The organism is Haloquadratum walsbyi C23 (assembly GCF_000237865.1).
GTDB lineage: Archaea > Halobacteriota > Halobacteria > Halobacteriales > Haloferacaceae > Haloquadratum > Haloquadratum walsbyi.
Map to the genome: position 1 here is coordinate 1,194,878 of NC_017459.1, position 23,139 is coordinate 1,218,016.

The following is a 23,139-nucleotide window of genomic DNA, read 5'->3' on the forward strand; positions in this document are numbered from 1 at the left end:
TCTTATCTGACTGCATATCCTCATACGATATGAGAATTTATTCTGTCCCAGTATAAGATGCAAGGCTAAAACCTCGCTCTTCAGGTCAGAGAGGATGTCAGCGAATCCATCAGCGTTCTTGATCAGTCGGTCGGATTAACATTTCATTCACATTAACATGCTGTGGCTGAGTCACAGCGTAAGCGATTGCGCGGGCAATATCCTCGCTTTCGAGTGGTTTCATTGATTCAAGCAGTCCTTCTTCGATTCGCTGTTTGATTTCCTCATCAGGAATATGATCTTGAAGCTCAGTATCAACCGCGCCTGGTTCAATAATCGTCGTTCGAATACCCTCGGTCGTGACTTCCTGTCTAACGGCTTCAGTAAAGGCGTTTACCCCGAACTTCGTTGCATTATATCCCGAACTCGTCGCACTTGCCCGTCGACCAGCCGTCGATGAGATGTTCACGATGTGCCCCGCATCTTGCTCTTGCATGATCGGAAGTGCAGCATGAGTGAGATTCATCAATCCAAGAAGATTTACCTCAATCATCTGTCTGAAATTTCCACGGTCGGCTCGCTCAACTGGTTCAAGTAACATCACACCTGCATTATTAATCAAAATATCAATCGAGCCAAACTCATCAACAGTTAGGTCGACCAGTGAGTCAATGTCATTTTCTTCTGTCACATCAGTTGGAACGACAAGTGATTCACCTCCTGCTGCTTCGATTTGTTCTGCTAATGTCACAAGCTCATCTTCGCGCCGAGCAGCAAGGACAACGTTGGCACCCCGAGAGCTCAGCATCTCAGCCGTTGCTTCTCCGATACCTGATGATGCACCGGTTACGATTACGGTTTGTCCATCAAGCTCAGAATTAATTTCCGTCGACATCAAGAATATTAGTTTCTCCAGTCAATATGAGGGTGTTGCTACGCACATTAACTATCAATCTCATACGATATGCTCCGGCAGCTAGAAATGCATATCATGAAATGGTGATCTCAATCACAGTTCGTTACAGAGAGTTTGATACCATCCAGTGATTATCCATATTATTGGGTGTATAATAATAATATCAAATACCGAACGTATTTACACAATTATAACCCGGATGCCACGGAGTTCGACCCCGAGGCAGTTTATCTCATCATAGGATAGCAGCAAGATGCTTCGGTGATTAGTTCCTCGATATTAACATCTATATGTCTATGAGAAATCTCTCAGAGCGGTTCAAACGAAACTCTGTTTTATGGATGTATCTTACACATTGGACACAGTATCGAAAGTATATTCTTATTGCTGTCGTCTCTGGTGCGGTTGGAACGGCGCTGACACAAATTCCACAGATTGCCTTCGGACTTGTCATTGAGGTCATTGACACAAGTGTGACGCAATCGCAATTTCCATTTGCTGACTCATTACTCTCTTCAAGCGCGCAAAAACGGACGACCCAGGTGAGTGTGATATTTTTTATTTCGATATTTCTGATTGCTATGTTCCGATTTATCTCAGGGTATCTGTGGGACGTATTTAAGGAATCATTTCAAAAGAGCGTCCGCGTCGACTGCTATGAGTCCATTCAGGAACTTCACCCAAGACGATTTATCCAGCACTCTTCAGGCGAATATCTCAGTGTTATTGAATCGGATGTGAAACAGGTCGGTGACCTTCCACGGACGGTTCTTTCTGGTGTCTCAAACGATATTGTGAATGTCTTTACCACCGGTATTGTGTTATTCTCACTCAATTGGCAATTCTCACTCCTTTTGCTCACCCCAGTTCCGCTCATCGGGTGGTATGCACTGAGATTCAATCGTGTTATTGAACCACTTTATCAAGAGACAAGAAAAAGCTCAGCGTCTCTCACCGAGCAACTTTCCTCAAGCATTCGAGGCATACTCACGGTGCGGTCATACGTCGCAGAAGAAAGAGAAATAAACCGGGTCCAGGAGGCATCGGAGAGTGTGCAAGACACGCGCTTAGCTGTGTCGAAGACGTGGCTCTCATACGCGCAGGTATTTGGGGTAACATCGCGATTTAGTAGCTTTCTCGTGTTGTCTGTCGGTGCATTTTGGGTAATCAACGGTCCACCGCTGTTTTTCACCCAGTCGTTAACGACCGGTGAGTTGGCTGTTTTCTTTACGAATGCAACGTTGCTGATTCAGCCCGCAACGAGTCTACGCTCGTATGTGGACGAGTATAAGGACGCAAAGGCCTCTGCTGATAGGGTGTACAATATCATGCAGGTACAGACCGATGATACAAAACAGTTTGATGATAGATTTAACGAAATAGATGGGGATATTCGATTTGAGGAGGTGAGTTTCTCATATTCATTTGATACGACAGACCCACTTAGCCAATTAAATAATGCGAGTGATGACGCTGACACTGATACTCATCAGGATGAGCCGTTCGCATTTGGTCCGGTTGATTGTCGGATCAAGCCTGGGGAGACAATTGGCGTCGTCGGTCGATCGGGATCAGGAAAAACCACATTCATCCGGTTACTTCTGCGGTTTATTGACGTCGATACTGGAACGATACGGGTAGATAATAACGATATCTCTGAATATGATCCAAAGAGTCTCCGAGATCATATTGGATATGTTGAACAACAGCCATACATCTTTGATTCAACACTCGAAGATAACATTCGATATGGAAACGTCTCAGCAACTGAAGAGGAACTCGAAAGGGCAATTGAAACAGCCGCATTGCAAGGACCAATTGCGGCAATGGAGGATGGTCTCAAAACAAGCCTTGGCGAATCCGGCAGTCGAATGTCAGGTGGGGAAAAACAACGTGTTGCTATTGCACGGGCAATTCTCTCTGATCCGGAAGTGCTCGTGTTCGATGAGGCGACGAGTCACGTTGATAATATCACAGAAAGTAAGATACAAACCGCAATCGAGGAGGCAACACAAGACAGAACAACGATCATCATTGCCCATCGGCTGTCAACAATACGGAACGCTGATAGGATATTTGTGCTTGATGATGGGAATATTGTCGAACAGGGAACACATGAGAATCTGCTCAGGATTGAAAATGGATTATACAATGAGCTCTGGTCAAAGCATGTCGGGAAAGTGCGTTAGTTCTCACTGCTCAGTGGACTGATTATGACATTGATATTGTACGCTTCAGGATCTGCTATATCATCAACTTCGGTGTCAATGCGAATAGTGCTAGTTCCATCGGCAAGAATATTCATATCAAATATTCCTTTATCAACTGCATTTGTCTTAGCGAAATTCACACCACTGTCTGTGCCCGGATTGCATATTGGATTAATTTCATAGCCAACAGCAACGGTAACCCTGCAAGCATCGATATTATCATAATAACTATATCTGCGGGAGAATCAAATAGAATGATAGATGGAAGAGTATGAACTCTCTAATGGCGTCATTCACAGAGGAGACTGTCTTGATGGATTGAGAGAACTTGCTGAAGACGCTATTACGCTTGGATTTACATCGCCTCCATATTTTAATGCTGTCAACTATGAGGAACATGTCGAGAAGGTGCATGGAAACACAGATCACTGGGAACGTGAGGAGATGTCATATGATGATTATCAGGATTTCCTTATCAAACGTTTTGAGGAAGTATTTCGTGTCACAAGACCTGGCGGACACACAATCGTAAATATCTCGCCTGTTCATTGGGAGGATGAGAGGGTAGCACTACCATTTCACCTTGTTGGGTGGATGGAGGATATTGGATGGACATTCAAAGAAGATATTATTTGGGAGAAACCTGTTGCGAAGGACCGACGATCTGGCGTCCTTCTGCAAAATCCATATCCAGGATATTATTATCCATCTGTAGTAGCTGAGTATGTCCTTGTGTTTCAAAAAGAGGCTGATGATGAGAATAAAAATAATATCTACTGGAACAGAACAGAAGAAGAAAAAACGAAGAATGAAATAAGCCTTGATGACTATCAAGGCGAGAAATCAAAAAATGTCTGGAAAATCCGTCAGGTAGCTCCCGGGGAGAACGAGCATCCAGCGCCATTTCCGCGAGAGCTTGCAGAACGAGTTATACAGTTTTACTCATATCAAGACGATACGGTCATGGACATCTTTGCAGGGAGTGGTCAGACGCTCCTTGCTGCACAGGATCTGGATCGAGAGTTTATTGGGTTTGAGACGCAGCACGAATACGTTGAGTACGCTAAGGACAGAGTGATAGATGAAAGTTCACAGATGACATTAGAGGATATCTAGTGAATGAATATGAGTGAACCAACCAACTTACTCAAGAGACTCCCACGAGGGCTCTATTCACAAAACTGAGAACGCCAACTACGAAATGAGCCGTAGACTCAATTCATTCTTCGGATATAAATCAATCTCTTACCAGTGACAGTAATGATAATACGAATCGGAATTACTGTTTCGGTGCTTTGAATCTATCATAGAGGTCCTTCTCAACAGATTCAGTATCCTCAGAGATAATAATAGTAAAGTCGTTTTTATTTGCCTCCTGAAGAAGTGAATCAATCTGCTTTCTTTTCCGATCTGAAACTGATTGTAAGTTGTCCTCAATACTGTCAGAATTAGATATGTATCCCTCGAGTTCATTCCCCGTCACACCAAGAATAGGAACAGGTTCATACCGTTCTCCATCTATTTCGACCGTATCAAGATTTTTGAAGAGCATCATTCGGACTAATCCATTTTTGATGTCAGCAGTGCTCGGAAATGTCCTTGTTGTGTGTTTTTTCTCTATCAAGAATACCTCATTATCCTCGACCATTATCTCATCAGTCGTAAAGTAGTACTCTCCGCCGAGGTGGTCTTGTATTGTTATCCTACCCTTATTGGCTTTAACACTTTCTTTGGGCTGGAGAGTCAACGATTCCCTATTTTGCGCCTCCGCAGCGAGCCCCCTTGATTTTTGTTTGAAATCCTCAGCCTTCTCAGTCATGCTATTCATTCTTCGCTGGAAATAGCTTCGTGAGTGCATTTCTACACCTGTTTCAGCGGATATATTATCATAGTAGTATTTCTCACTCAATTCAGCCACTTCATCAAGATTGGATGCCTGATTCAAGTTCCACTGTAACGCATCTGAGTGATACTTCTGTAGTTCCTGGAATTTCTCTTTGATATATTCCTGATCGAATGTTTGATTCGTTATTTTATTTTCATACTTCTCGTTTTTGTCAGCGTGTTTATATGGAGCGATTATTACATTGATTTGGAGGAGACTCATCAGCGAGAGCGTATCCCATTGTAGATAATCTCGGTCACCGTCCTTCCCCTCGTCTTTTACTAATGGCAGTATGGTAACTCGATTCTTATGATCATATGTATCATACACCCTTGCTCTTGGATAACTCCGTGTTCTCTTCGGCGAAACCCACCAGCTTATTGCATAATCGTTTTGCTCTGTGTTAACACGAAATGAACTATCACTGAATGCCTTTCCAGAATAAAAGTCCTTGATAGAGTATATGTTTAGCTCCTTAGATAATATTGGATTATAAGTAATGGATTCAATTTTTGCATTAACATCAATCATTATATATTAACTCGTCCTGTTTGCATAACTCCTGGCTCATCGCTTAATGTTTTGGTATATCAATTATGGAAGTGCAAGGAGAAAGCCCAGTGCTTTCCCGTGCTTTCGCGCGGAGATGAATCCTCACGTTCATACTCGTTCACATTTGGTAGTCATTGCTGACATGATTAGTGCCAACGTCACTGGTCTATTGCGGACACTCATTGGTGATACTTCAATCATCATCGTAGTACACATCTTAAGTGAAGAGGCTGTCTCTGCAAATGTGTTATTTTTCTGATTATGTTATCCGATTAATGTTTCCAGCGTAACCCTTTAACATTAATAATTAATATATGTATATGCACATGTCTACTGACAACGAAGTGCAATCACCAGCGGAGCGTAAATCAGCAATCAGTAAGCGACACGAACAGACAGCAAGCGAAGTGATGCCAACTCGGCGGTCACTGTACATTGGCGGAGAGTGGACTCAGAGTGCATCCGGGGAGACATTCGAAACGAACGACCCCACGACAGGTCAAACATTAGCTGAGGTACAAGCCGGTGTCGCCGCCGATATTGACCGCGCAGTCGACGCAGCGCAGGAAGGCTACGATGAGCGTGTCTCTGAAATGTCATCAGCTGACCGACAGTCAATGTTAGAGACAATGGCTGATCGTGTTGAGGATAAAAAAGAGGAGTTTGCTCAACTTGAATCGCTAGATAATGGTAAGCCAATCACTGAGGCACGGATTGACGTTGACCTTGTCATCGATCACTTCCGATACTTTGCTGGAATGGCTCGGTCACATGAGGGTCGAACAATTGACACTGATGACTCCCGACATGTCCAGACACTTCAGGAACCTTACGGCGTGGTTGGACAGATCATCCCATGGAACTTCCCTCTGTTAATGGCCGCGTGGAAACTTGGACCAGCACTCGCAGCAGGAAATGCAACCGTTCTCAAGCCTGCAGAACAGACGCCACTCTCGATTTTGAAGCTGATGGAAGAAGCGGGCGACGCGATTCCCGACGGGGCGGTTAATGTCGTGACTGGATTTGGCACAGACGCAGGAGAGCCACTGTCGAAGCATGATGGGATTCGGAAGCTTGCATTTACCGGATCAACGAAGGTCGGTCGGTCTGTCATGAAAGCAGCTGCAGATACAATCACAGATGTGACATTAGAACTTGGTGGTAAGTCGCCACTTGTTGTTTTCCCAGATGCAGATCTTGATCGCGCTGTCGAAACGACAATTACGGCAATTTTCTTCAATACTGGCGAGTGTTGCTGTGCTGGTTCACGGTTGTTCGTTCACGAAGACATCAAGAGCGAATTCATGGATAAACTTGCTGAGGCTGCAGATGATCTTGAGGTTGGTGACCCGCTATTAGAGGCAACAGATCTTGGACCGAAAGTGACAGCCGATCAGGTTGAGCGGACAATGGGGTATATTCAAGAAGCACGTGATGCCGGTGCGAATGTTGTCTCAGGTGGAGATGCACCAGATGATGAGGCTCTTGCAGATGGGTGTTTCGTCACTCCAACGCTTATTTCAGAGATTGATCATGATAACCGCGCAGTTCAAGAGGAAATATTTGGACCTGTGCAGGAGGTCTTTACTTGGAACGATTACGACGAGATGATTGAATTAGCGAACGATGTCGACTATGGACTTGCAGGTGGTGTTCTCACTGAGGATCTCACCAAGGCACATAAGTGTGCTAAAGATATCGAGGCTGGAACAATCTGGGTCAACACATATAATGACTTCCCATCGGGACAGCCATTTGGTGGTTACAAACAGTCGGGTATCGGTCGAGAAATCGGTCAAGAAACCGTTGATCACTATACACAGACGAAAACAATCAATATTGCGCTGGAGTAAAAATACAGTTAACATAACGCAATGATCACAACGTGAGCACGTGACCCTCCTCGACGAGCGACTCCTAATAGAGGTCGAGGGTTGCTTGCTGTGTATTTGTACATAGTCAGACACGCACGCCATGTAGCTCTATGTCTGATAATATGATTCGATCTCTGCACCTCGGGGGTGTGTCTGTAGATATTTCATCATAGTTTCTATCCTTAGCATCTACTTCGTTCGGTATAAATATAAAACTTGAAATCATTTAATTTGTATCGATATAAAATTCGAATTTATAACTATTTCCTCAACTATATAAAAACTGTACTCACATTATGATATCAGCTGCTCGATTCTCAATAGAGAGGTGCAGAATAGCAAACTTAATTGATAGAATATATTCGGTTAAGAATTTTTTATTACTCATTTGTGCCAATTGCACAGGGTACTTTTCACTGACTCACTGATCTATTCAGTCAGATTGACTCATATGTCTCGGCTCTGCACGTTTAAATAGGGGCGTGATGTAGGCAGCATTGAAACTTGATGCTGCCGATTACGGATTTCCTCTCGTGCACCGACGTGCTGGATGAATTCGACTCGCTATCATATCATCAAACGACTCACGCCAAAACGTACGTGACAGGTCTTGCTGCGGGCCGCAGCAAGACTGTAACCGGAATTGCACGAGAGGTCCTTCCTGCCGGAAGTGACCGAGCACTCAACAAGTTCATCACCGAATACGATTGGGATGAGGATCAGCTCAATCACGAGCGGTTAGAGGAACTGCAAAAACACGGAGAGACACGCTGGTCACAAAACGGCTATATCGTTATTGACGATTCAGTCATCCAGCGAACCGGGAAGTCCCTTCCCGGTGCTGGAGAGTTCTACGATCACTCTGAGGGTGAGCCTGTTTGGGGACAGAACCTCGTCTACGCGTTCTATACCGATGATAAAACGTCCTATCCACTTGCTTTTCGCCAGTACGAGAAGGTCGACGACGAGGACGAGGAAGACGAACAGGAGACAAAATACGACCTCGCACGAGAGATAATCACGGAATTAGAAGAAGAGGTAGGTGTGCCTGCGGGCACCTACCTCTTCGATGCATGGTTTGCTCATGACTCCGGTCTGATCGAACACGTCGAATCACACGGCAAGGACTGGATTGGACCACTACGGGGCAACCGACAGGTGACCTACGCGAACAAAGAGAGACGCGTCGATGCGCTCGAAGAGTGCATCGACAAGGAAGAGCGAGAAGTTGACGGTGAAACGTACAAAATTTGGACTAAGACAGTCCCTGTCTCGAAATTAGGTGAAGTTCGGCTGGTAATCACAGAGAAGGTTACCGATGAGGACAAAGAGAATCCAGTAAAGTATCTTGCGACGAGCAAGATTGACGCGCCTTCGGCACACATTATTCGGAGCTATTCGTACAGATGGCGAGTAGAGACATTCTTCGAGGACTCGAAAGAGGATCTTGGCTTAGGAGACTGCGAGGTTCGTGATTCTGACGGTGCCAGTCGTCACTGGCACCTTCAGATGCTGGCCTACAGCCTTCTTCGGCTTGGTCCGGAATCGAGCGCCTCGGAGCGACTTGTCTCGAAAGCCTCGTCGCTCCGATCACAACTCGAACACGGTCTCAAGGAGACGATCTACAACATGTTTTCCTGGGTGCGCGATCAACCAGACCGCGATCTCGATGGACTGATGGAAGACATTGACCACCTCTTTCTCCATTCTGAGGGTAGTTTATAAACGTGCAGAGTCGAGTCATATGTGCAACCTCAATAAATTATATATTGCACAAACAGTACATTATTATGGCTGGCAATCATATCATAAGATGAATATGGAACATAATATTGGGTCCATGGACCGTACCACTCGCATACTATTTGGCGCAGTGACAGGACTGCTATCTTTAGCAATACTTGCAAGCGTCATCTCCCTGCCGACAGTCGTATCACCGCTGCTTGGAGTTGTTTCTTTTATTATGATGGGTACCAGTGTGACAGGATTCTGCCCACTGTACACATTACTTGGAGTTGACACCTGTTCAGCATCACCCCAGTAGCACTATATCTCCCTTTACTTCACGAAAAATATGACATCGAATCAAGAATATCGCGATAGATACTCATCATAACCGAACTGCTCCTGGATCAAGCCTTGAGGCACTCTACCTACATTCTCTGTATAATTTACTCAACATGTACAGGCGATCAAGGCGACTGCCCCCGGGTGAGTTCACCCTGCTCAATTGTAAGTCGTCCTTTGGAACTTCACCAAACATGCCTGTGAACCCCTTTTGATTTGGTAGTTTGTCTAACGCTTCAAGATATAATCAGTGAGGTGAGACGTATTAGTCCCATGTTATGAGGTTGAGAAATCAAGCATCAACGCATGGTATCAGTTATCTAACTCATCGCTAATTAAGTTCAATTGATAGATCGTTATTCTGTAGGCGATAATGAGGTGGTTCAAAAGCGGTCACGATAGCATGCACTTCAACGCCGCTCTCTTGAACATTGGCGAGTAAATCTGCAAATTCAGGATCCATATCCCGGTATGGTTGAAATCGTTTAACATCAGGTCGTTGGACAACAAATACAATGTGGGATTCATATCCGTCATTATGGAGTTTTTGCAGACTCCGAAGATGGCGACGACCTCGTTCGGTCTGTCGATCAGGGAATTTAGCAATCATGTTGTCGATGCACGTGCAGGATTTGACCTCAACGTATGCAGTGGTGTTGTTTGGTGTTATGAGCCGAAAATCGGTTCGACCGTGGTCTGGTAATGATGGCTCACGTTCTTCCAGTTTGTATCCATCGAATACAGAAATAGCATCGCTCCTGATCCCGCTCTCGAAAAGGTCGTTCGCCAGTGTCGTGCGAACGCTTACACATACATCACCGACAAAGACCGCAATAGCATCATAATCAGTCGATCGATCTGAATCATTGACGGGCGAGCATAGGATTTTATATCCCGGCTCCACGATCCCTTCGAGAGCCCCAGGATCCCCAAGAAAGACGCGTTCGGGTGTGTCACCGAAACGAACACGAACGACAAAGCGATTCGGACGATCAATAATAGTGCCTGTCATTAATTCTGCATCAACTGTGAGCAGTCGTGTCATATTGCGTGATAAAGACTGTTTCCAGGCGTTGTAATTATGCTTGCCTCTCAGTTTATATCGAGGAAAATAATCTGACGACAGGCGATGCATGTGTATGGTCTCCCGGCGATCAAGATTGTTGCTGATAATCATCTCCACGATTCTGTGAACTGCCTCGGGACCACATCAAATCCCCAAGCCACTCGTCTTGGTTATATATGGCAAGGAGAATACCTGCGGTTGCAGTCGCAGGATGAATCCGATAGCTCTGCATCAATCGACACTGTCAGAGCCACTCTGAAATTCTATACTCCGTCGGTTAAACTCACAGGCAATCTTCCAGATAGGTAGGAACCAAACCAGCAACAGAGTGATTCCGGTCAGTCCGACGATGAAGATCTGTCCGCCCCGAGTAATGAGACAATAATCGGACTCAGTCAGGTGAACGGTCGATTCCGATACTGAGTCAATGCTGTGCCCGACTGCTGTAAACATGATAAAGTAACTCCAACTCCGCCGAAGTCTGCCAGACTCCTCGAGGCACAAACAACTCCGGGAGTCTGGAGATGATTGAAGACAGGAATACCGGGGCTGGGATGTGGCACTCCCAGCAGGGGAAATCATACTAATTACATTTCCACTATGACTACCAATTTTTTCCGTGACTTTGAAGAATATTTTTATTCAATATGAGGAAACACAAATCGATTGACTATAATATTAGTTCGGAACGCACTTATTTATTCAATTGGATTATATAAGTATGGAGATATCACGGCGCAGGGCACTCGAAAGCGCGAGCGTCACAGCAGCAGTTGCACTCACCGGTTGTATTGGGGAGAGTACGTCGGTTACTGATAATTCAGAGACTATTTCGATTCGAGAAGTTGAGAGCAGCGTCAGCGCAGCTGTGTTTCAGTGGGGAATTGACAAAGGGGTATGGTCGTCTCGAAATATTGAGTTAGATTTTGAGACTGTCCCTTACGGTCGGTATAACCGCCAACTTGTGACGAATGAATCCGATATCGGCGCGCCAGCGACGGTCGCACAGATGGAGTTCATGACCGATGGTGAGCCGTTGACCTTCATCGGACCTCAACAGAATATGTTTAATCGTATGTTCGTCCAAGCTGATGATAGTTCAATTGAGGACCCAACAGATCTCGTTGATAAGCGGGTGGGTGTACCGGCCGCAGTCAGCTCAACAACGACAACCGTCCATCGGGCACTCATTGATGAAAAATACGGAGTTGATATCGTTGAGGATACTGCCGAGACGCGAGCAGAGGACCCACCAGTGCTCTGGGAACTATTCAAAGAAGGGGAATTCGATGCAATTTCTGAGTTTTCAGGATACACGATCCGCGGAATTGCCGATGACTCCATGCGGACAATTTTTGATCCACATGCGTTATGGACAGAGCGAACGGGCGTTGGACTTCCGACGACGACATTTACTGTCCGCCGGGACTGGCTTGAGGAAAACCGTGAGACAACCGAGCAGTTCTTACAGGGCTGGGCTAAGGCATTGTCATTATTCCGCTCAAATGCAGAAACAGCTCTCAGCGAGTTTGGAAAGGCGGCTGGGATTTCAGATCCCAATGAGGCTGCGGTCGTTACTGAGTTGATGGATACTGATACTATATTTGGACCGCCATTTTATGAGGAATCACTCGCTGATAGTCACTGGTCATTCTTTGAATTGCTCGCCGACCGGGAAGTGCTTGATCTCCCAGACCGCGGAGCAGCAATCACGACCGTCGACGCGTTTGATCAGGACTAATCGAAAATGTCAATCCGACAGTCAGTATTGCCAGATATCGGCTCTGCATTCATTCGTCAGATTACCGTAACGGCTGTATCGGTTGCCCTATTTGCCCTCGCTTGGCAGACAATCGCTGCAGCGTTTACCCCGCGTCAGTTCCCCGGCATTATTGAGCTGGCTGAGAATGTATGGGTGGTCATCTCAGGCGGCGACCGATTTGCACCTGGAGTAACCTATGGTACGACAATCACACGTGTCGTAATGGGCTTTATTATATCGATGGTACTTGCGACGTTTTGGGGTGTCATCATGGGTGTTCAACAGAGTATTACAGACTATCTCGCGGGTCCACTTTTTGTGTTGCTGACAGTGCCTTCAGTCGTGTGGGCGTTCGTCGGTGTGTTGTGGCTCGGGTTGACTGAATTTGCTGTTCCGGTGCTGGTCATTGTGTTGATCGTCTTTCCGTACTTGACAGCAATTATTTGGGAGGGTACTCGTGATCTGAATGAGAACTTACTCAAGATGGCAACCGCCTATGACGCTCGCAGCAGCCACATTTGGCGTGATATTTATCTACCACATATTAAGCCAGTATTATTTGGTGCTATGCGTGTTGGACTCGCTGTTTCTTGGAAATTGGCGCTAGTCGCAGAGGTTTTTGGTACTGCGACTGGAGTTGGCGTCGCTGTCAACTATCATTTTGAGGCTTTTGATACCGGAATGGTGATTGCATGGGCAATCCCAGTTATAGGAGTGATGATTATCGCTGATCGCTTACTACGATGGAGCGAACATCGAGCAGCGCAAAAGCGAGGATATGATACTGAAACAACAAATATAATCACATGACTCGACTGCGCGTCTGTGAAGCGACAAAACGCTATGGTGATACTGCTGAGATGATAAATGTATTTACTGGATTAAACCTATCTGTAGACGCTGACGAGTTTGTTACATTAATGGGTCCCTCAGGGTGCGGTAAGACTACGATATTAAACATTATTTCTGGGCTAACGCCACTGACCGAAGGGACTGTTGAGTTCGATGATAAGCCGGTTGCCGCTGGTGAGTTCTCTTTTGGATATGTGTTTCAGGAACCTCGCTTGCTTGACTGGCGGACAGTCGGAAAAAACATCGAGTTCGTGCTTCGATCCGCTGATATCAATGCTAGCGAGTATGACTCTCGCATTGATAGCGTGTTGAGGCGGGTCGGTCTTGATGACGAGCGAGACAGCTATCCCCAACGACTATCTGGCGGTCAGCGACAACGGGTGAATCTTGCGCGAGCGCTGGCAATCGAGCCGGAGCTCCTTTTGATGGATGAACCATTTTCATCACTTGATGAAGTAACCGCTCGTCATGCTCGTCAAGACTTGCTTGATGTCTGGTATAATACACAAAAAGCGGTGCTGTTTGTTACCCATGATATGAGTGAGGCGGTCGCACTCTCAGACCGCATCTTGTTTATCAATAAGGATGGAAACTTGTTTGATGAAGTTACTATCGATCATGAGCGTCCGCGAGATTTCGACGACCCGGCACTTCGAGAGACAGAGGCACAACTGACTCATCGGTTCTTTGAATCCTTACAGTGATTACTCAACGCGTCTATCGCTGGGTAGCGACCATAGTTACGCTTTTTATTATATGGGCTATCAGCGGGCGCATCATGCCAGCGACTCTTCCAGGTCCAGCCGCCGTCATCGGACGGATACCTCTGTTACTGGTCCCCGGACCAGGCGGTAATCTTATGACTCATCTTGTTCAGAGCCTTCTACGGGTATTGGGCGCAGGAATAACTGCCCTGATGCTCGCGACAGTAATTGGAATTGTGATGGCTCAACACCGCTCAGCTGAGTGGGCGATCTCACCGTGGTTACCACTAGCGATGACAATCCCAACCCTCGTTGTTGTGCTGGTGACAATGGTGTTGTTTCAATTCAGCGAAGCTGCGGTCATCACTGCGACTGTTCTTGTGACGACACCGTATGCTACGGTCACTGTATGGGAGGGTGCTCGGACTGTCGACAGTGACATACTAGCAGTGGCTGCAACATATGATGTCAATTCATGGGCAATATTACGTGAGATATATCTCCCAGCAATCGCTCCCGCTGTCTTAGGTAGTGCTCGATACCTCGCAAGCATGGTCTGGAAGGTAGTCGTTCTCGCCGAAACATTTGGTATGTCAGTTGGGATGGGGGCGGTTTTTCGATTCTGGTATGGTCAGGGTGATCTCGAAGCAGTGTTAGCTGCGTTGTTTGTGTTTGTATTTGTGATGATCGGTATTCAAGCTAGCATCACGCAAGCTAAGGAGCGACTGTTAATTTGGCAAAGATAATATATCTTCACTCTTCAATATCAGCGAGCAATCAATGCCGCTTGTCCGCCAGCAACAAACCCGGCGTCGATATTGACGACCGTCAGGTAGGTACAAGACTGTAGCATTCCTAACAAAGCCGCTTCACCATCGCCAGCGTAACCGGAACCAGTGCCGACAGGAAGTCCGATAACGGGCGCTGAGACCATTCCAGCTACCACTGTTGCGAGTGCCCCCTCACGACCGGCGGCGACAATTACACAATCGCAGTCAGCCAGTGTCTCTCGTTCTGATAACAGCCGGTGGATACCCGAAACGCCGACATCATATAGTGTCTCAACAGCACAGCCCATCTCCTCACTCAGTGCAACTGCCTGCTCAGCGACAGTGATGTCTGATGTGCCGGCGGTCACGACACCGACGGTCCCATCATGATCGGGTCGCTCAAAATCTGATGCATGACCAACGAATGTCCGAGAGCGCTCATAAAACTGTGTAGTGGCAGCGGTGTCGCTTAGCTCTTCTCGAACAGTATCAGAGACTCCAGTCACGATTGCCTGACCAGCCGTTGAGAGAAGTTCGCGTCCAATGTCGATAGTCTGTTGATCACTTTTGCGTTCTGCTTCGACAACCTCGGGGATTCCAGTTCGCTCGCCTTGTCGAGCATCCACCCGTGCGAATTCATCTATTTGATGAACTCCTTTTACCCGACGTTTAGCCTCCTGAAGTTCAATCTCGTTTTTAGCTAATGCTTCGAGAACATCATTGACTGCGGTGTCATCATCAGTCATGTAATGATGTTATTTGTCACCGCCGGTATCAAAGACCCCGCGATTCCGGAGTGTGGGAATTGCCTCACGTGCTCGGTCAGCAGCCACGGCAATATCAAATGTTCGAACTTTCTCACCATCACGAATTAGTGGTTTCAAGAGTTTCTCTCCAGGAGCGGTTTCACCGGCTACAACAACTTTGTCATCATATCCGTCTCGATAGACGGTCTTCGCACCGGAACGGACACCACGCTTGGCTCGTGGCTCTCCCTCAACCGCCACAAGATTCAATGAAAAGTCAATGGGGTCAGCATCAGCAATCGCCCCACCAACACCAAATCCGTCAGCAACATCCCGAAGACGGTTGATATCCCCAACGCCAATTCCTCCACTGACGAGTATATCGATATCGTCCGTTTCTCGTTGTTGCAACTCCCAGCGAACGTCTTCGATGATTGCCCGCATATCACCTCGACGTGAGCTTGTGGTGTCCAGACGAACTCCCTCTAACCGATCCTCAAGACAATCTATAGCGCGAGCACCCTCATCAGCCTCATCACCGAATGTGTCGCATAGTAATACCCTTGGCACCGACTCTTCAAGTGCTTCGTCGTACGCAGTCCAAGCCGCCTCAGGCGATCCTAACGCGACGACGAGGGCATGGGGCATAGTGCCACCGGCTTCGACACCAATCACCTCACCACCGGCGACGTTCCCAATTCCATCTACACCACCTATGAGCGCAGAACGCTCGATCATCGCGCCCAATGCCGGATGTTGACGACGGGTCCCAAAGCTCAATACTGTCCGGTCATGAGCCGCCGCTCTTACCCTCCAGGCAGCAGAGGCAATTCCGGAAGCATGAGCAAGAAATCCTAACAACGATGATTCATACCGTGCGAACATGCGGTACGGACCCTCAATACGTAATATGGGACCACCAGAGATTGGCGTCCCTTCGGGAGGTGCATATACATCAACAGGAAGTCCTTCCAGCAACTGAGCGGCATCATTAAGACCCGCGAGCAAGTGCCACCCCTCAGGCGCGGAAAGCTCTGCAGTGACTGTTGGGTTCTCATCAACGTGGTCGAGTATGGTTTCAGTGCGTAGAAAGTACGCCGCCGTCGCTTGACCGTCGTCAATCTCTGATTCGGTCAAAATATCATACTTCCGGTCGTCCATCGAACGTGATTCGGCTAACATAGCAATAAGCGCTGGGAACCCTCGCTCATGACGTCCCCTCACCAGGATTTAATGAAAAGACTGACCCACTACACGGATTAGTGATGACAGAATCTGTATAGCAAATTCTTTTATGATTCGGCTCAAGCAAAGCATACTAACCATTGAATTGTATAACTTTCACATCATTGTCGCCGCAGTCAACAGCCACCATGGATGTAACCACAAAATCGCGCGGTTGTAGTCTTCTATTAAAAAACAAGGCGAATACCCCGAGGCGATTCACATTCTACCCGGAAGTAACAAATATCAATCATCCTTGCATCAAGAGGATCCAGATTCGGTCCGCTCGCCGACGGTGATAGTAAATCCAATATTACGAAGTCGCGTCGCCAGTGGCTCGCCAATGCCTGATGCAGGTGTCAGTATCCCACCAGACAGTGATGAGTTGGTCTCATTCCGGAGAAGACACAGTGCACTCTCGGCAAGCATCCGTGCAGTCGAACCGTATCCAGGGTCCAACTTCGAGCTAAACTCAGCCTCGATGGTAAATGGATCATCTGTACCCGTGCCACGCCCGAGCGCACGGACGGTGAAGTAACCGTTCTCAATCTGTTTCTTCGTCGGTCCGTCTCCCGGGTCGGGGAACACAAACTGCCGGATTCCTGAACGAACAGTATCAATAGACATTGCAGTTGTAAAGAGACCAATCCCACCGGCGACAATACTGGCACCGATTGCACCACCAATTCCAGAGCCGGTTGGAATGACCTCTGTACAGCGGAACTCCCGACCCCAGGGATATCCGAGAAGTGCATTGCTCCGTCGGAGAACACGTTCATTGATTGGTGCCATCGGAGATGGTGCTGTCCACACTGACCGTAATTGATCACTCCGTGGTAAGCGCTGTCCGCCTGCGTCAATTCCATCTCGCTCACCTGGTGGCGCAAGCGAGTATGGATCTTGAAGTGTTTGCCGAGTCACTGGATCATCAGAAGCAGCGTCAAATAACTCGGCGAAACTAGCCAATGTTCCACCGCTTACTCCTCCATTTCCTTCCTCAAGATATATTCGAACCATCTCACAGTGAGTGTCAAAGTTTTCAATCGCAAATGACTGGACGAGTAATGTCCCGACATCCGCTGGTACAGAATCGAATCCACAACTGTGAATTATCCGCGTGTTAGCGTTGACTGCTGCATCGTGAAACCGATCAATCATCTCTCTCACCCAGTTTATTTCGCCGGTCAGATCACAGTACTCTGTCTGCGTCTCAATACATGCCTCAACCAATGGGGTTCCGTACTTTGTGTATGGACCGACCGTCGTGCAGATCACCTGCGTGTCCTGTGTAATCTCACGGAGACTCTCTTGATCTGTTGCGTCGCCAATCACTGTTGGAATACTATCCCACCCCTTGTTCTGTGTGGTGAGTTCTGATACGATTGAATCAAGACGATCTGCACTTCGCCCACCAAGTGCCAGTGAAATCATATCCTGTGTATATTGCTCTGTGAGATACTCAGACACTAATTTTCCTGTAAACCCAGTTGCACCCCAAACGACGATATCGTACGGTCTATTTGTATTTGACATATCAGTCGGATCTGAATCATATTTAGGCGTCACATAGCTAAGTTACCAGGATTCTGTTTTATCAATCCGAACAGTATTTTATTATAGATATAGCGTGAATTATGCATCAAACCCAAGAAATAACTCATCAGGTTGTATTTCATATGTCTGGATATCCAAATTCTAGCGTTGAAATACACATATCGGATGAGTTCTGACAGTGCCGCTCTTATCCAATGAGTTGGTTTCCCAGCTAGCGACTCAAGTACAATTTATTTTATATAAATTGGCTTATAAACTTGATAAGAACTATTTGTGATACTGCCAGAATCGTGTGATTGCACCTCCCAGGTCGGTATATTCGACCGGTGTGAATTCTCGCTGTTGCTGTGGTGAGAGATACCTACGGAGATTCGTGCTGTCACTCGTCCCATACCGCTCATCCGCCAGAATACGAACACCAGTCTCATTCACACCACGGATCACACGCCCCACAGACTGTCGAACCCTCCGTGTTGATGGAATTAGCCGAGCCGCCTCCTGACCACCTGTTTCAGTGATTGCTCGCTGATATGCAATCTCAACTGCATCCATCTCTGAACTTGGCGGAGCCAGTGGCACTCCGACTGATAGACATGTATGAAGCTTTTCACCGTCAAAATCAACACCTTCTGTGATTGTACCACGGAGGCTGGTGCAAAGAATCGCATCTCCTGACTCGAAGAACTTAGATAACAACGTGTCGGTCTCGTCAGCTGTACTGGATTTATCAACAAAACAGCGCTTTTCGATTGACAATGTTCTAAGATATTCATATGCCCATGCAGCCTCGCTGTAACTCGGCATTGCAATGAGGATATTACCCTCCGTCCGTGCTACTTGTGCGATCACCTCGGCATACTGCTCGCGAATATCGGTCATTGCCTGATGATTAGTCTCTCGCTCACCACGATTGGCTTTCGTGAATTTCGGGAGGTCGACCACGACAGACAGTCGATTCTTCGGCGAGAAGCGAAGCGGAAATCGGTCGAATGTCGTTGGTCGGGTTTCGACATCCTCAGTCATTTCATCTGTAATCCCATTCATCCAAAGTGTCATTTCATCTTCCGTAGATTGCACCTTTGTGTCTAATTCACCAAGTTGTGGCACGGCATCAATACCAATCGATTCACGAAATGGCTCCTTTGGGCGAAGAGTTGCACTCATCAATATCCCGCTCCCAAGTTCAGAGAACACTCTTCGCAATTCGCGCTTTGGAATACAATTAAATAATCGCAACTCCGGCGTCCAGTGTTCGACCCACGCTGGGAACTGGTCTGGAAATGACTCCTTTTGTGATGGAATAACGCGAACTTCCGGATGATATACCGCATGCGGAGCCTGTGCCCACTGTCGGAAGAACGCCCCTACCTCTTGACCCTGTGGTGTTCGGTTGAGAATCCCGTGCTCGGTGAATGCAGTAAATACCTTTTCTAATCGGCTCATGATTCGCTCCGCGCCTTGCATTACCGACATTGAGATGGATTCGTCTCTCTCGAGATCTCTTGTCAACTGATCTCCCCAATTAAGATTATTCGGATCAACCAGTGATTTTATTTCCCGGCTTTGTGCTTCCGAATCCTCTTGCCCGAATCGATGTATCAGACCTACTGCATCAATTGTTTCGCTTGCGTCGATGAGTCTCTGCTTTGCAATATTCAATAGTTTCTCTACAGCTCGCAATTCCTCAACCTCAATCCCGCTCGTTCTCAACTTTGCTCCGTCTTCGACAATTTTCTGCGCTAGTTCCGCATCCTCACGAGGAAGATTTGGAGTCGGGCTGTCAACAATGCTGCCACTCGCATATTGACGGGCAATTCTAACATCGTTACGAGCTTTCATGAGGGTATACAGATCAACTGACGTGGAAAGATTATCTCGACTACGCTCCTCAAGTTGATGTGCTTCATCGATAATTGCAATTGTTCGCTCATTAAGCAACCCTAGTTTTCTATCAGTCAAATACCGAGTTTCGGGATCAAGCAGGTGATTATAATTCCCGATAATAACATCTGCCTGCTGTGCAAGAATGCACATTAATTCATGAGGACAGCATCCACTCGCGACCGTTGCCTCAAACAGTGTTTGTTTATCGATAACATGAGATGGAGCATCCGCAAACTCAACGATTGATTCCTGTAATCCTGCGAGTGTCGCCGCATAGAATGGGTCAAATCGACCTTGTAGATCCGATGGTAATTGATTATAATTCGAGTCAAGCCGAGTTGAATCGACAATTTCTGAGGTATGCGGGACATGCTGTGGATACGGGGTCTCAATACCATCAATACACAATTGTGCGTTACTTTCTGTATCTCGCGGCTCTAATTGTGCAACAATATGTCTGATAGCCTCCGCTCTGTTTGGATCATACTGATGATTTTCTTGCGCCTGTACCGCCCCCTCACTCGGGGTTGACCAATCATACTCAGCCATTGAGTACGCTGGGGGGCTAAGATTATCTGGCCAGTCAAGTGGAATATCACTATTGAATCGAATGACCTCTCTCGTAGTGGCACGAAGATCCTGGGTTGCTTCTTGAGTGTCTGTTTTTGGGAGCTCTGCGTTCCTGATCGCCATCATATCAGCTTGTCCTCGCAAGACGACCGTCTGTATCGGGTCCGTCTCCGCTGGAAGTGTTGCATTTATGCCACGTAATTCGGCAATAAATTGTTGAAGCTGTTTCTTGACCGGCGTGACAGCTATTACTCGATCATACTCTGGAGCGGATGCATTTGTCGGTGACCGATCGTTCAATTGCTTAGGATTTCGGATTGCATGAATGCTCGCTGTTATCGCAGCGAGTGTCTTGCCAGTTCCACATGCACCCTCTTTCAGATAATAGCCCTGCTCTCCAAGAGTATCTAAAAATGACTCAATTGCAGCGCGTTGATCCGCATAGATTGTGTCATATCGAAAGTATGGTGTCCACCCTGCATCAATATCCGATACAGTATCCGTACACATTGTTTGACGCGTTGTCGACTCAGTGGGTTGACCAGCATCCGTTACTGGTAACTCCTCAAGTGAACGTGAACGTGGACATTGATCTGTGGATGAGTCCTGTGAGGACATGATATATAGAACACACGTACTGAAGATATTGAACGTTCACGCTTGAATATGATATGTAGAAATACTCACTTAGTATTTAATATAACTAAATATTTATTATTCTCTTGAATTTTAATAATTACGAGGCTAAGTCCTCTTCCTCAAGGAGTGAGTGAAACGAACGAGTAGGGAAGGGATACAGCCGTACACTATCTTGCCAAGAAATGACTAGCATGCTTTTTAACACTAAATTGTGACGAGCAGTATTCATCAGACTGACTTAGAGCGGGATACTAACCACGGTCAGCTTGAGTTATCGTCGTCACTATTACGTAGGGCTGGGACAGTCCGACTCAGAACGTCTATGGAGACTGGTAGCACTGTGGGTACGCGTCATCCGGACGTACCACTTGCAAATACTGTCACAGAAACAGAAAGTCCGATGCAAGAGCACAGAAGCCCCACCCTCAACGGATCGATAGCGGAGTAGGGTAGGGTAACTCACTGACAAAACACTCCGCAGATAATAGTCGTCCGTACTCAATGTTACTATATCGCTCATCATTAAATACAGTATCAATTGCGAACTGTCTGACGAGCCCCGTGTCCAAACTATATTGATATCTCAATTTATGGATTTGAATTTAAAATAACCTGATAATTGTATATACAATACCCCATTTTCCAAGTACATTTTTCTAATTGATAGGATAAAAAAGAAATACCATAAAATATAGTGTTATATCATCGGAGTAGCCTTTTTTATTATAATCCTATCGATACTGATGCTTATTACCACTCAGCATGGGGATGAGACTACAGAAAATAGAAATATGTAAAATAGTGTTATATTAGCTCTCATACTGCGATGAGATACCGTTAGCAGTTATTTTCATTCCATATGTGATTGCTATGGTTGATTACACCTAAGATACTAATCATATAACGAAAGTACATCAGTTATAACATTTTGATAAAATGTCTATCGATTCGATAGATAGCACAAATGTGAACACATAATCTCGATGCTGAGTTATGATTCAATGACATATACCTTTCTTATTGCATATTTGTATTTATATACTCCAATGTTCGTCAGCGTTGTGAGCTAATATATCAACAAACGGCATCACCGTGCACTATATGCCGAAATATAGTATATATCACTACTCAATTGGATTCATATAATTACTTTTGGCGAAATGAATGTATCTCGGATAATTACTGAATTATTGCCGGATTGACTTCATATTTCATCCCATATGAAGAGATACGGCGAAACCCACTCGAATAAACTCTACTGTCCCAGATCTATCGTCAAGAAACAGTAGGAGAGTTCATATTCAGCGCTGCGGTATACCCCGTTTGGACGTTGGACGATGATAGTTTATGAATGCCTGATAACAAACGGTCCTGGCTTAGTCGTATGACTAGTGAACTGCCCTGACCTGCCGCGCTCGGGGCTATCCGCCCTCGCTTGTTGAGGACGGGGGCTTAGCACCTGTATTTAGCTAATTAGCTAGTGAAGCGCTTCTAGATCAAATCAAAGCCCCCCAGGAGTTTTTGACTATCCGACGGAACTTGCATCTAATGCAGACACGGAGGTTCTAGTCTCCACAAGCGTGGATTCATTATCTACCTAAACCCTCTTATATCGACGGCAAAGCGTCTGAGTCTCCTTATTTCCGGATACTAACTCAGACATGGTTAATGCCATCATAATTTTTATTTGTTACTTATAGATTGATGATTTATTTCATACTGTATCGGAGTTAATCCTGAGGTCAAGCCTCGGGGCATTCTCCTTGATATCCCGTAGTTTCAAAAATACCACTCATATCTAGAAGAAACATGAATTTTTATCAATCAAATTTAACCAGGGATTGAACCGACCAATTTGAGAGACTGTCATCGTCTTTAGCTGAAT

At 46.3% G+C, this 23,139-nt stretch carries 16 protein-coding genes; 9 read left to right on the top strand and 7 right to left on the bottom strand.

Going from position 1 to position 23,139, the window contains the following annotated elements:
- Positions 1–109 precede the first annotated feature (109 nt).
- Positions 110–874, bottom strand: a complete 765-nt coding sequence (locus HQRW_RS05260) for an SDR family NAD(P)-dependent oxidoreductase (protein WP_014555760.1) — start codon at positions 872–874, stop codon at positions 110–112.
- A gap of 317 nt (positions 875–1,191) precedes the next feature.
- Here HQRW_RS05260 and HQRW_RS05265 point away from each other — a divergent pair, with 317 nt between their 5' ends.
- The gene (locus HQRW_RS05265) at positions 1,192–3,084 is read left to right on the top strand and encodes an ABC transporter ATP-binding protein (protein ID WP_231852436.1); all 1,893 of its coding nucleotides are present in this window, start codon (positions 1,192–1,194) and stop codon (positions 3,082–3,084) included.
- A 282-nt stretch (positions 3,085–3,366) separates the two neighbouring features.
- A complete protein-coding gene (locus tag HQRW_RS05270) occupies positions 3,367–4,221 on the top strand; it encodes a DNA-methyltransferase (protein WP_014555762.1) in 855 nt (284 codons plus the stop codon).
- Between the two features lie 163 nt (positions 4,222–4,384).
- Here HQRW_RS05270 and HQRW_RS05275 read toward each other — a convergent pair whose 3' ends face one another.
- Positions 4,385–5,521, bottom strand: coding sequence for a hypothetical protein (locus tag HQRW_RS05275; RefSeq protein ID WP_014555763.1), 1,137 nt, complete (start codon positions 5,519–5,521; stop codon positions 4,385–4,387).
- A gap of 347 nt (positions 5,522–5,868) precedes the next feature.
- On the opposite strand from HQRW_RS05275, the gene HQRW_RS05280 reads away from it, so the two are divergent.
- The 3 genes from HQRW_RS05280 (at position 5,869) to HQRW_RS14870 (ending at position 9,460) form a co-directional block, all read left to right on the top strand.
- On the top strand, positions 5,869–7,395 hold the full coding sequence (locus tag HQRW_RS05280) for an aldehyde dehydrogenase family protein (protein ID WP_014555764.1): 1,527 nt from the start codon (positions 5,869–5,871) through the stop codon (positions 7,393–7,395).
- Positions 7,396–7,923: 528 nt separating this feature from the next.
- Positions 7,924–9,141, top strand: a complete 1,218-nt coding sequence (locus tag HQRW_RS05285; RefSeq protein WP_014555765.1) for an IS701-like element ISHwa4 family transposase — start codon at positions 7,924–7,926, stop codon at positions 9,139–9,141.
- A 94-nt stretch (positions 9,142–9,235) separates the two neighbouring features.
- Positions 9,236–9,460 carry a YgaP family membrane protein gene (locus HQRW_RS14870; protein ID WP_014555766.1) on the top strand — a complete coding sequence of 75 codons (225 nt, stop codon included), beginning with the start codon at positions 9,236–9,238 and terminating at the stop codon, positions 9,458–9,460.
- 354 nt (positions 9,461–9,814) lie between these two features.
- On the opposite strand, the gene sfsA is transcribed toward HQRW_RS14870, so the two are convergent.
- Positions 9,815–10,528 carry a DNA/RNA nuclease SfsA gene (gene sfsA, locus HQRW_RS05290; RefSeq protein WP_014555767.1) on the bottom strand — a complete coding sequence of 238 codons (714 nt, stop codon included), beginning with the start codon at positions 10,526–10,528 and terminating at the stop codon, positions 9,815–9,817.
- A gap of 742 nt (positions 10,529–11,270) precedes the next feature.
- Here sfsA and HQRW_RS05300 point away from each other — a divergent pair.
- From HQRW_RS05300 to HQRW_RS05315, 4 genes are all read left to right on the top strand, one after another.
- A complete protein-coding gene (locus HQRW_RS05300; protein WP_014555768.1) occupies positions 11,271–12,290 on the top strand; it encodes an ABC transporter substrate-binding protein in 1,020 nt (339 codons plus the stop codon).
- Between the two features lie 6 nt (positions 12,291–12,296).
- Positions 12,297–13,121, top strand: coding sequence for an ABC transporter permease (locus HQRW_RS05305; RefSeq protein ID WP_014555769.1), 825 nt, complete (start codon positions 12,297–12,299; stop codon positions 13,119–13,121).
- A complete protein-coding gene (locus tag HQRW_RS05310) occupies positions 13,118–13,867 on the top strand; it encodes an ABC transporter ATP-binding protein (RefSeq protein ID WP_014555770.1) in 750 nt (249 codons plus the stop codon). The genes HQRW_RS05305 and HQRW_RS05310 overlap by 4 nt, the downstream gene beginning before the upstream one ends.
- A gap of 74 nt (positions 13,868–13,941) precedes the next feature.
- Positions 13,942–14,613: an ABC transporter permease gene (locus HQRW_RS05315; protein WP_149031520.1), complete on the top strand. Its 672-nt coding sequence runs from the start codon at positions 13,942–13,944 to the stop codon at positions 14,611–14,613.
- 20 nt (positions 14,614–14,633) lie between these two features.
- Here HQRW_RS05315 and larB read toward each other — a convergent pair whose 3' ends face one another.
- The 4 genes from larB to HQRW_RS05335 form a co-directional block, all read right to left on the bottom strand.
- Positions 14,634–15,383: a nickel pincer cofactor biosynthesis protein LarB gene (larB, locus tag HQRW_RS05320; RefSeq protein ID WP_014555772.1), complete on the bottom strand. Its 750-nt coding sequence runs from the start codon at positions 15,381–15,383 to the stop codon at positions 14,634–14,636.
- Positions 15,384–15,392: 9 nt separating this feature from the next.
- Positions 15,393–16,565: a nicotinate phosphoribosyltransferase gene (locus tag HQRW_RS05325; RefSeq protein ID WP_014555773.1), complete on the bottom strand. Its 1,173-nt coding sequence runs from the start codon at positions 16,563–16,565 to the stop codon at positions 15,393–15,395.
- Positions 16,566–16,868: 303 nt separating this feature from the next.
- Entirely contained in the window at positions 16,869–18,140 is a 1,272-nt protein-coding gene (locus HQRW_RS05330) for a saccharopine dehydrogenase family protein (RefSeq protein WP_014555774.1), read from the bottom strand.
- A 288-nt stretch (positions 18,141–18,428) separates the two neighbouring features.
- Positions 18,429–21,233, bottom strand: coding sequence for an ATP-dependent DNA helicase (locus HQRW_RS05335; RefSeq protein WP_014555775.1), 2,805 nt, complete (start codon positions 21,231–21,233; stop codon positions 18,429–18,431).
- Between the last annotated feature and the right edge of the window lie 1,906 nt (positions 21,234–23,139).

Coding starts and splice junctions, on each gene's coding strand:
- larB (WP_014555772.1), bottom strand. CDS start 15,383: ATGACTGATGATGACACCGCAGTCAATGATGTTCTCGAAGCATTAGCT.
- HQRW_RS05310 (WP_014555770.1), top strand. CDS start 13,118: ATGACTCGACTGCGCGTCTGTGAAGCGACAAAACGCTATGGTGATACT.
- HQRW_RS05335 (WP_014555775.1), bottom strand. CDS start 21,233: ATGTCCTCACAGGACTCATCCACAGATCAATGTCCACGTTCACGTTCA.
- sfsA (WP_014555767.1), bottom strand. CDS start 10,528: ATGACACGACTGCTCACAGTTGATGCAGAATTAATGACAGGCACTATT.
- HQRW_RS05285 (WP_014555765.1), top strand. CDS start 7,924: ATGCTGCCGATTACGGATTTCCTCTCGTGCACCGACGTGCTGGATGAA.
- HQRW_RS05305 (WP_014555769.1), top strand. CDS start 12,297: ATGTCAATCCGACAGTCAGTATTGCCAGATATCGGCTCTGCATTCATT.
- HQRW_RS05275 (WP_014555763.1), bottom strand. CDS start 5,521: ATGATTGATGTTAATGCAAAAATTGAATCCATTACTTATAATCCAATA.
- HQRW_RS05315 (WP_149031520.1), top strand. CDS start 13,942: ATGCCAGCGACTCTTCCAGGTCCAGCCGCCGTCATCGGACGGATACCT.
- HQRW_RS14870 (WP_014555766.1), top strand. CDS start 9,236: ATGGAACATAATATTGGGTCCATGGACCGTACCACTCGCATACTATTT.
- HQRW_RS05260 (WP_014555760.1), bottom strand. CDS start 874: ATGTCGACGGAAATTAATTCTGAGCTTGATGGACAAACCGTAATCGTA.
- HQRW_RS05330 (WP_014555774.1), bottom strand. CDS start 18,140: ATGTCAAATACAAATAGACCGTACGATATCGTCGTTTGGGGTGCAACT.
- HQRW_RS05265 (WP_231852436.1), top strand. CDS start 1,192: ATGAGAAATCTCTCAGAGCGGTTCAAACGAAACTCTGTTTTATGGATG.
- HQRW_RS05325 (WP_014555773.1), bottom strand. CDS start 16,565: ATGTTAGCCGAATCACGTTCGATGGACGACCGGAAGTATGATATTTTG.
- HQRW_RS05300 (WP_014555768.1), top strand. CDS start 11,271: ATGGAGATATCACGGCGCAGGGCACTCGAAAGCGCGAGCGTCACAGCA.
- HQRW_RS05270 (WP_014555762.1), top strand. CDS start 3,367: ATGGAAGAGTATGAACTCTCTAATGGCGTCATTCACAGAGGAGACTGT.
- HQRW_RS05280 (WP_014555764.1), top strand. CDS start 5,869: ATGTCTACTGACAACGAAGTGCAATCACCAGCGGAGCGTAAATCAGCA.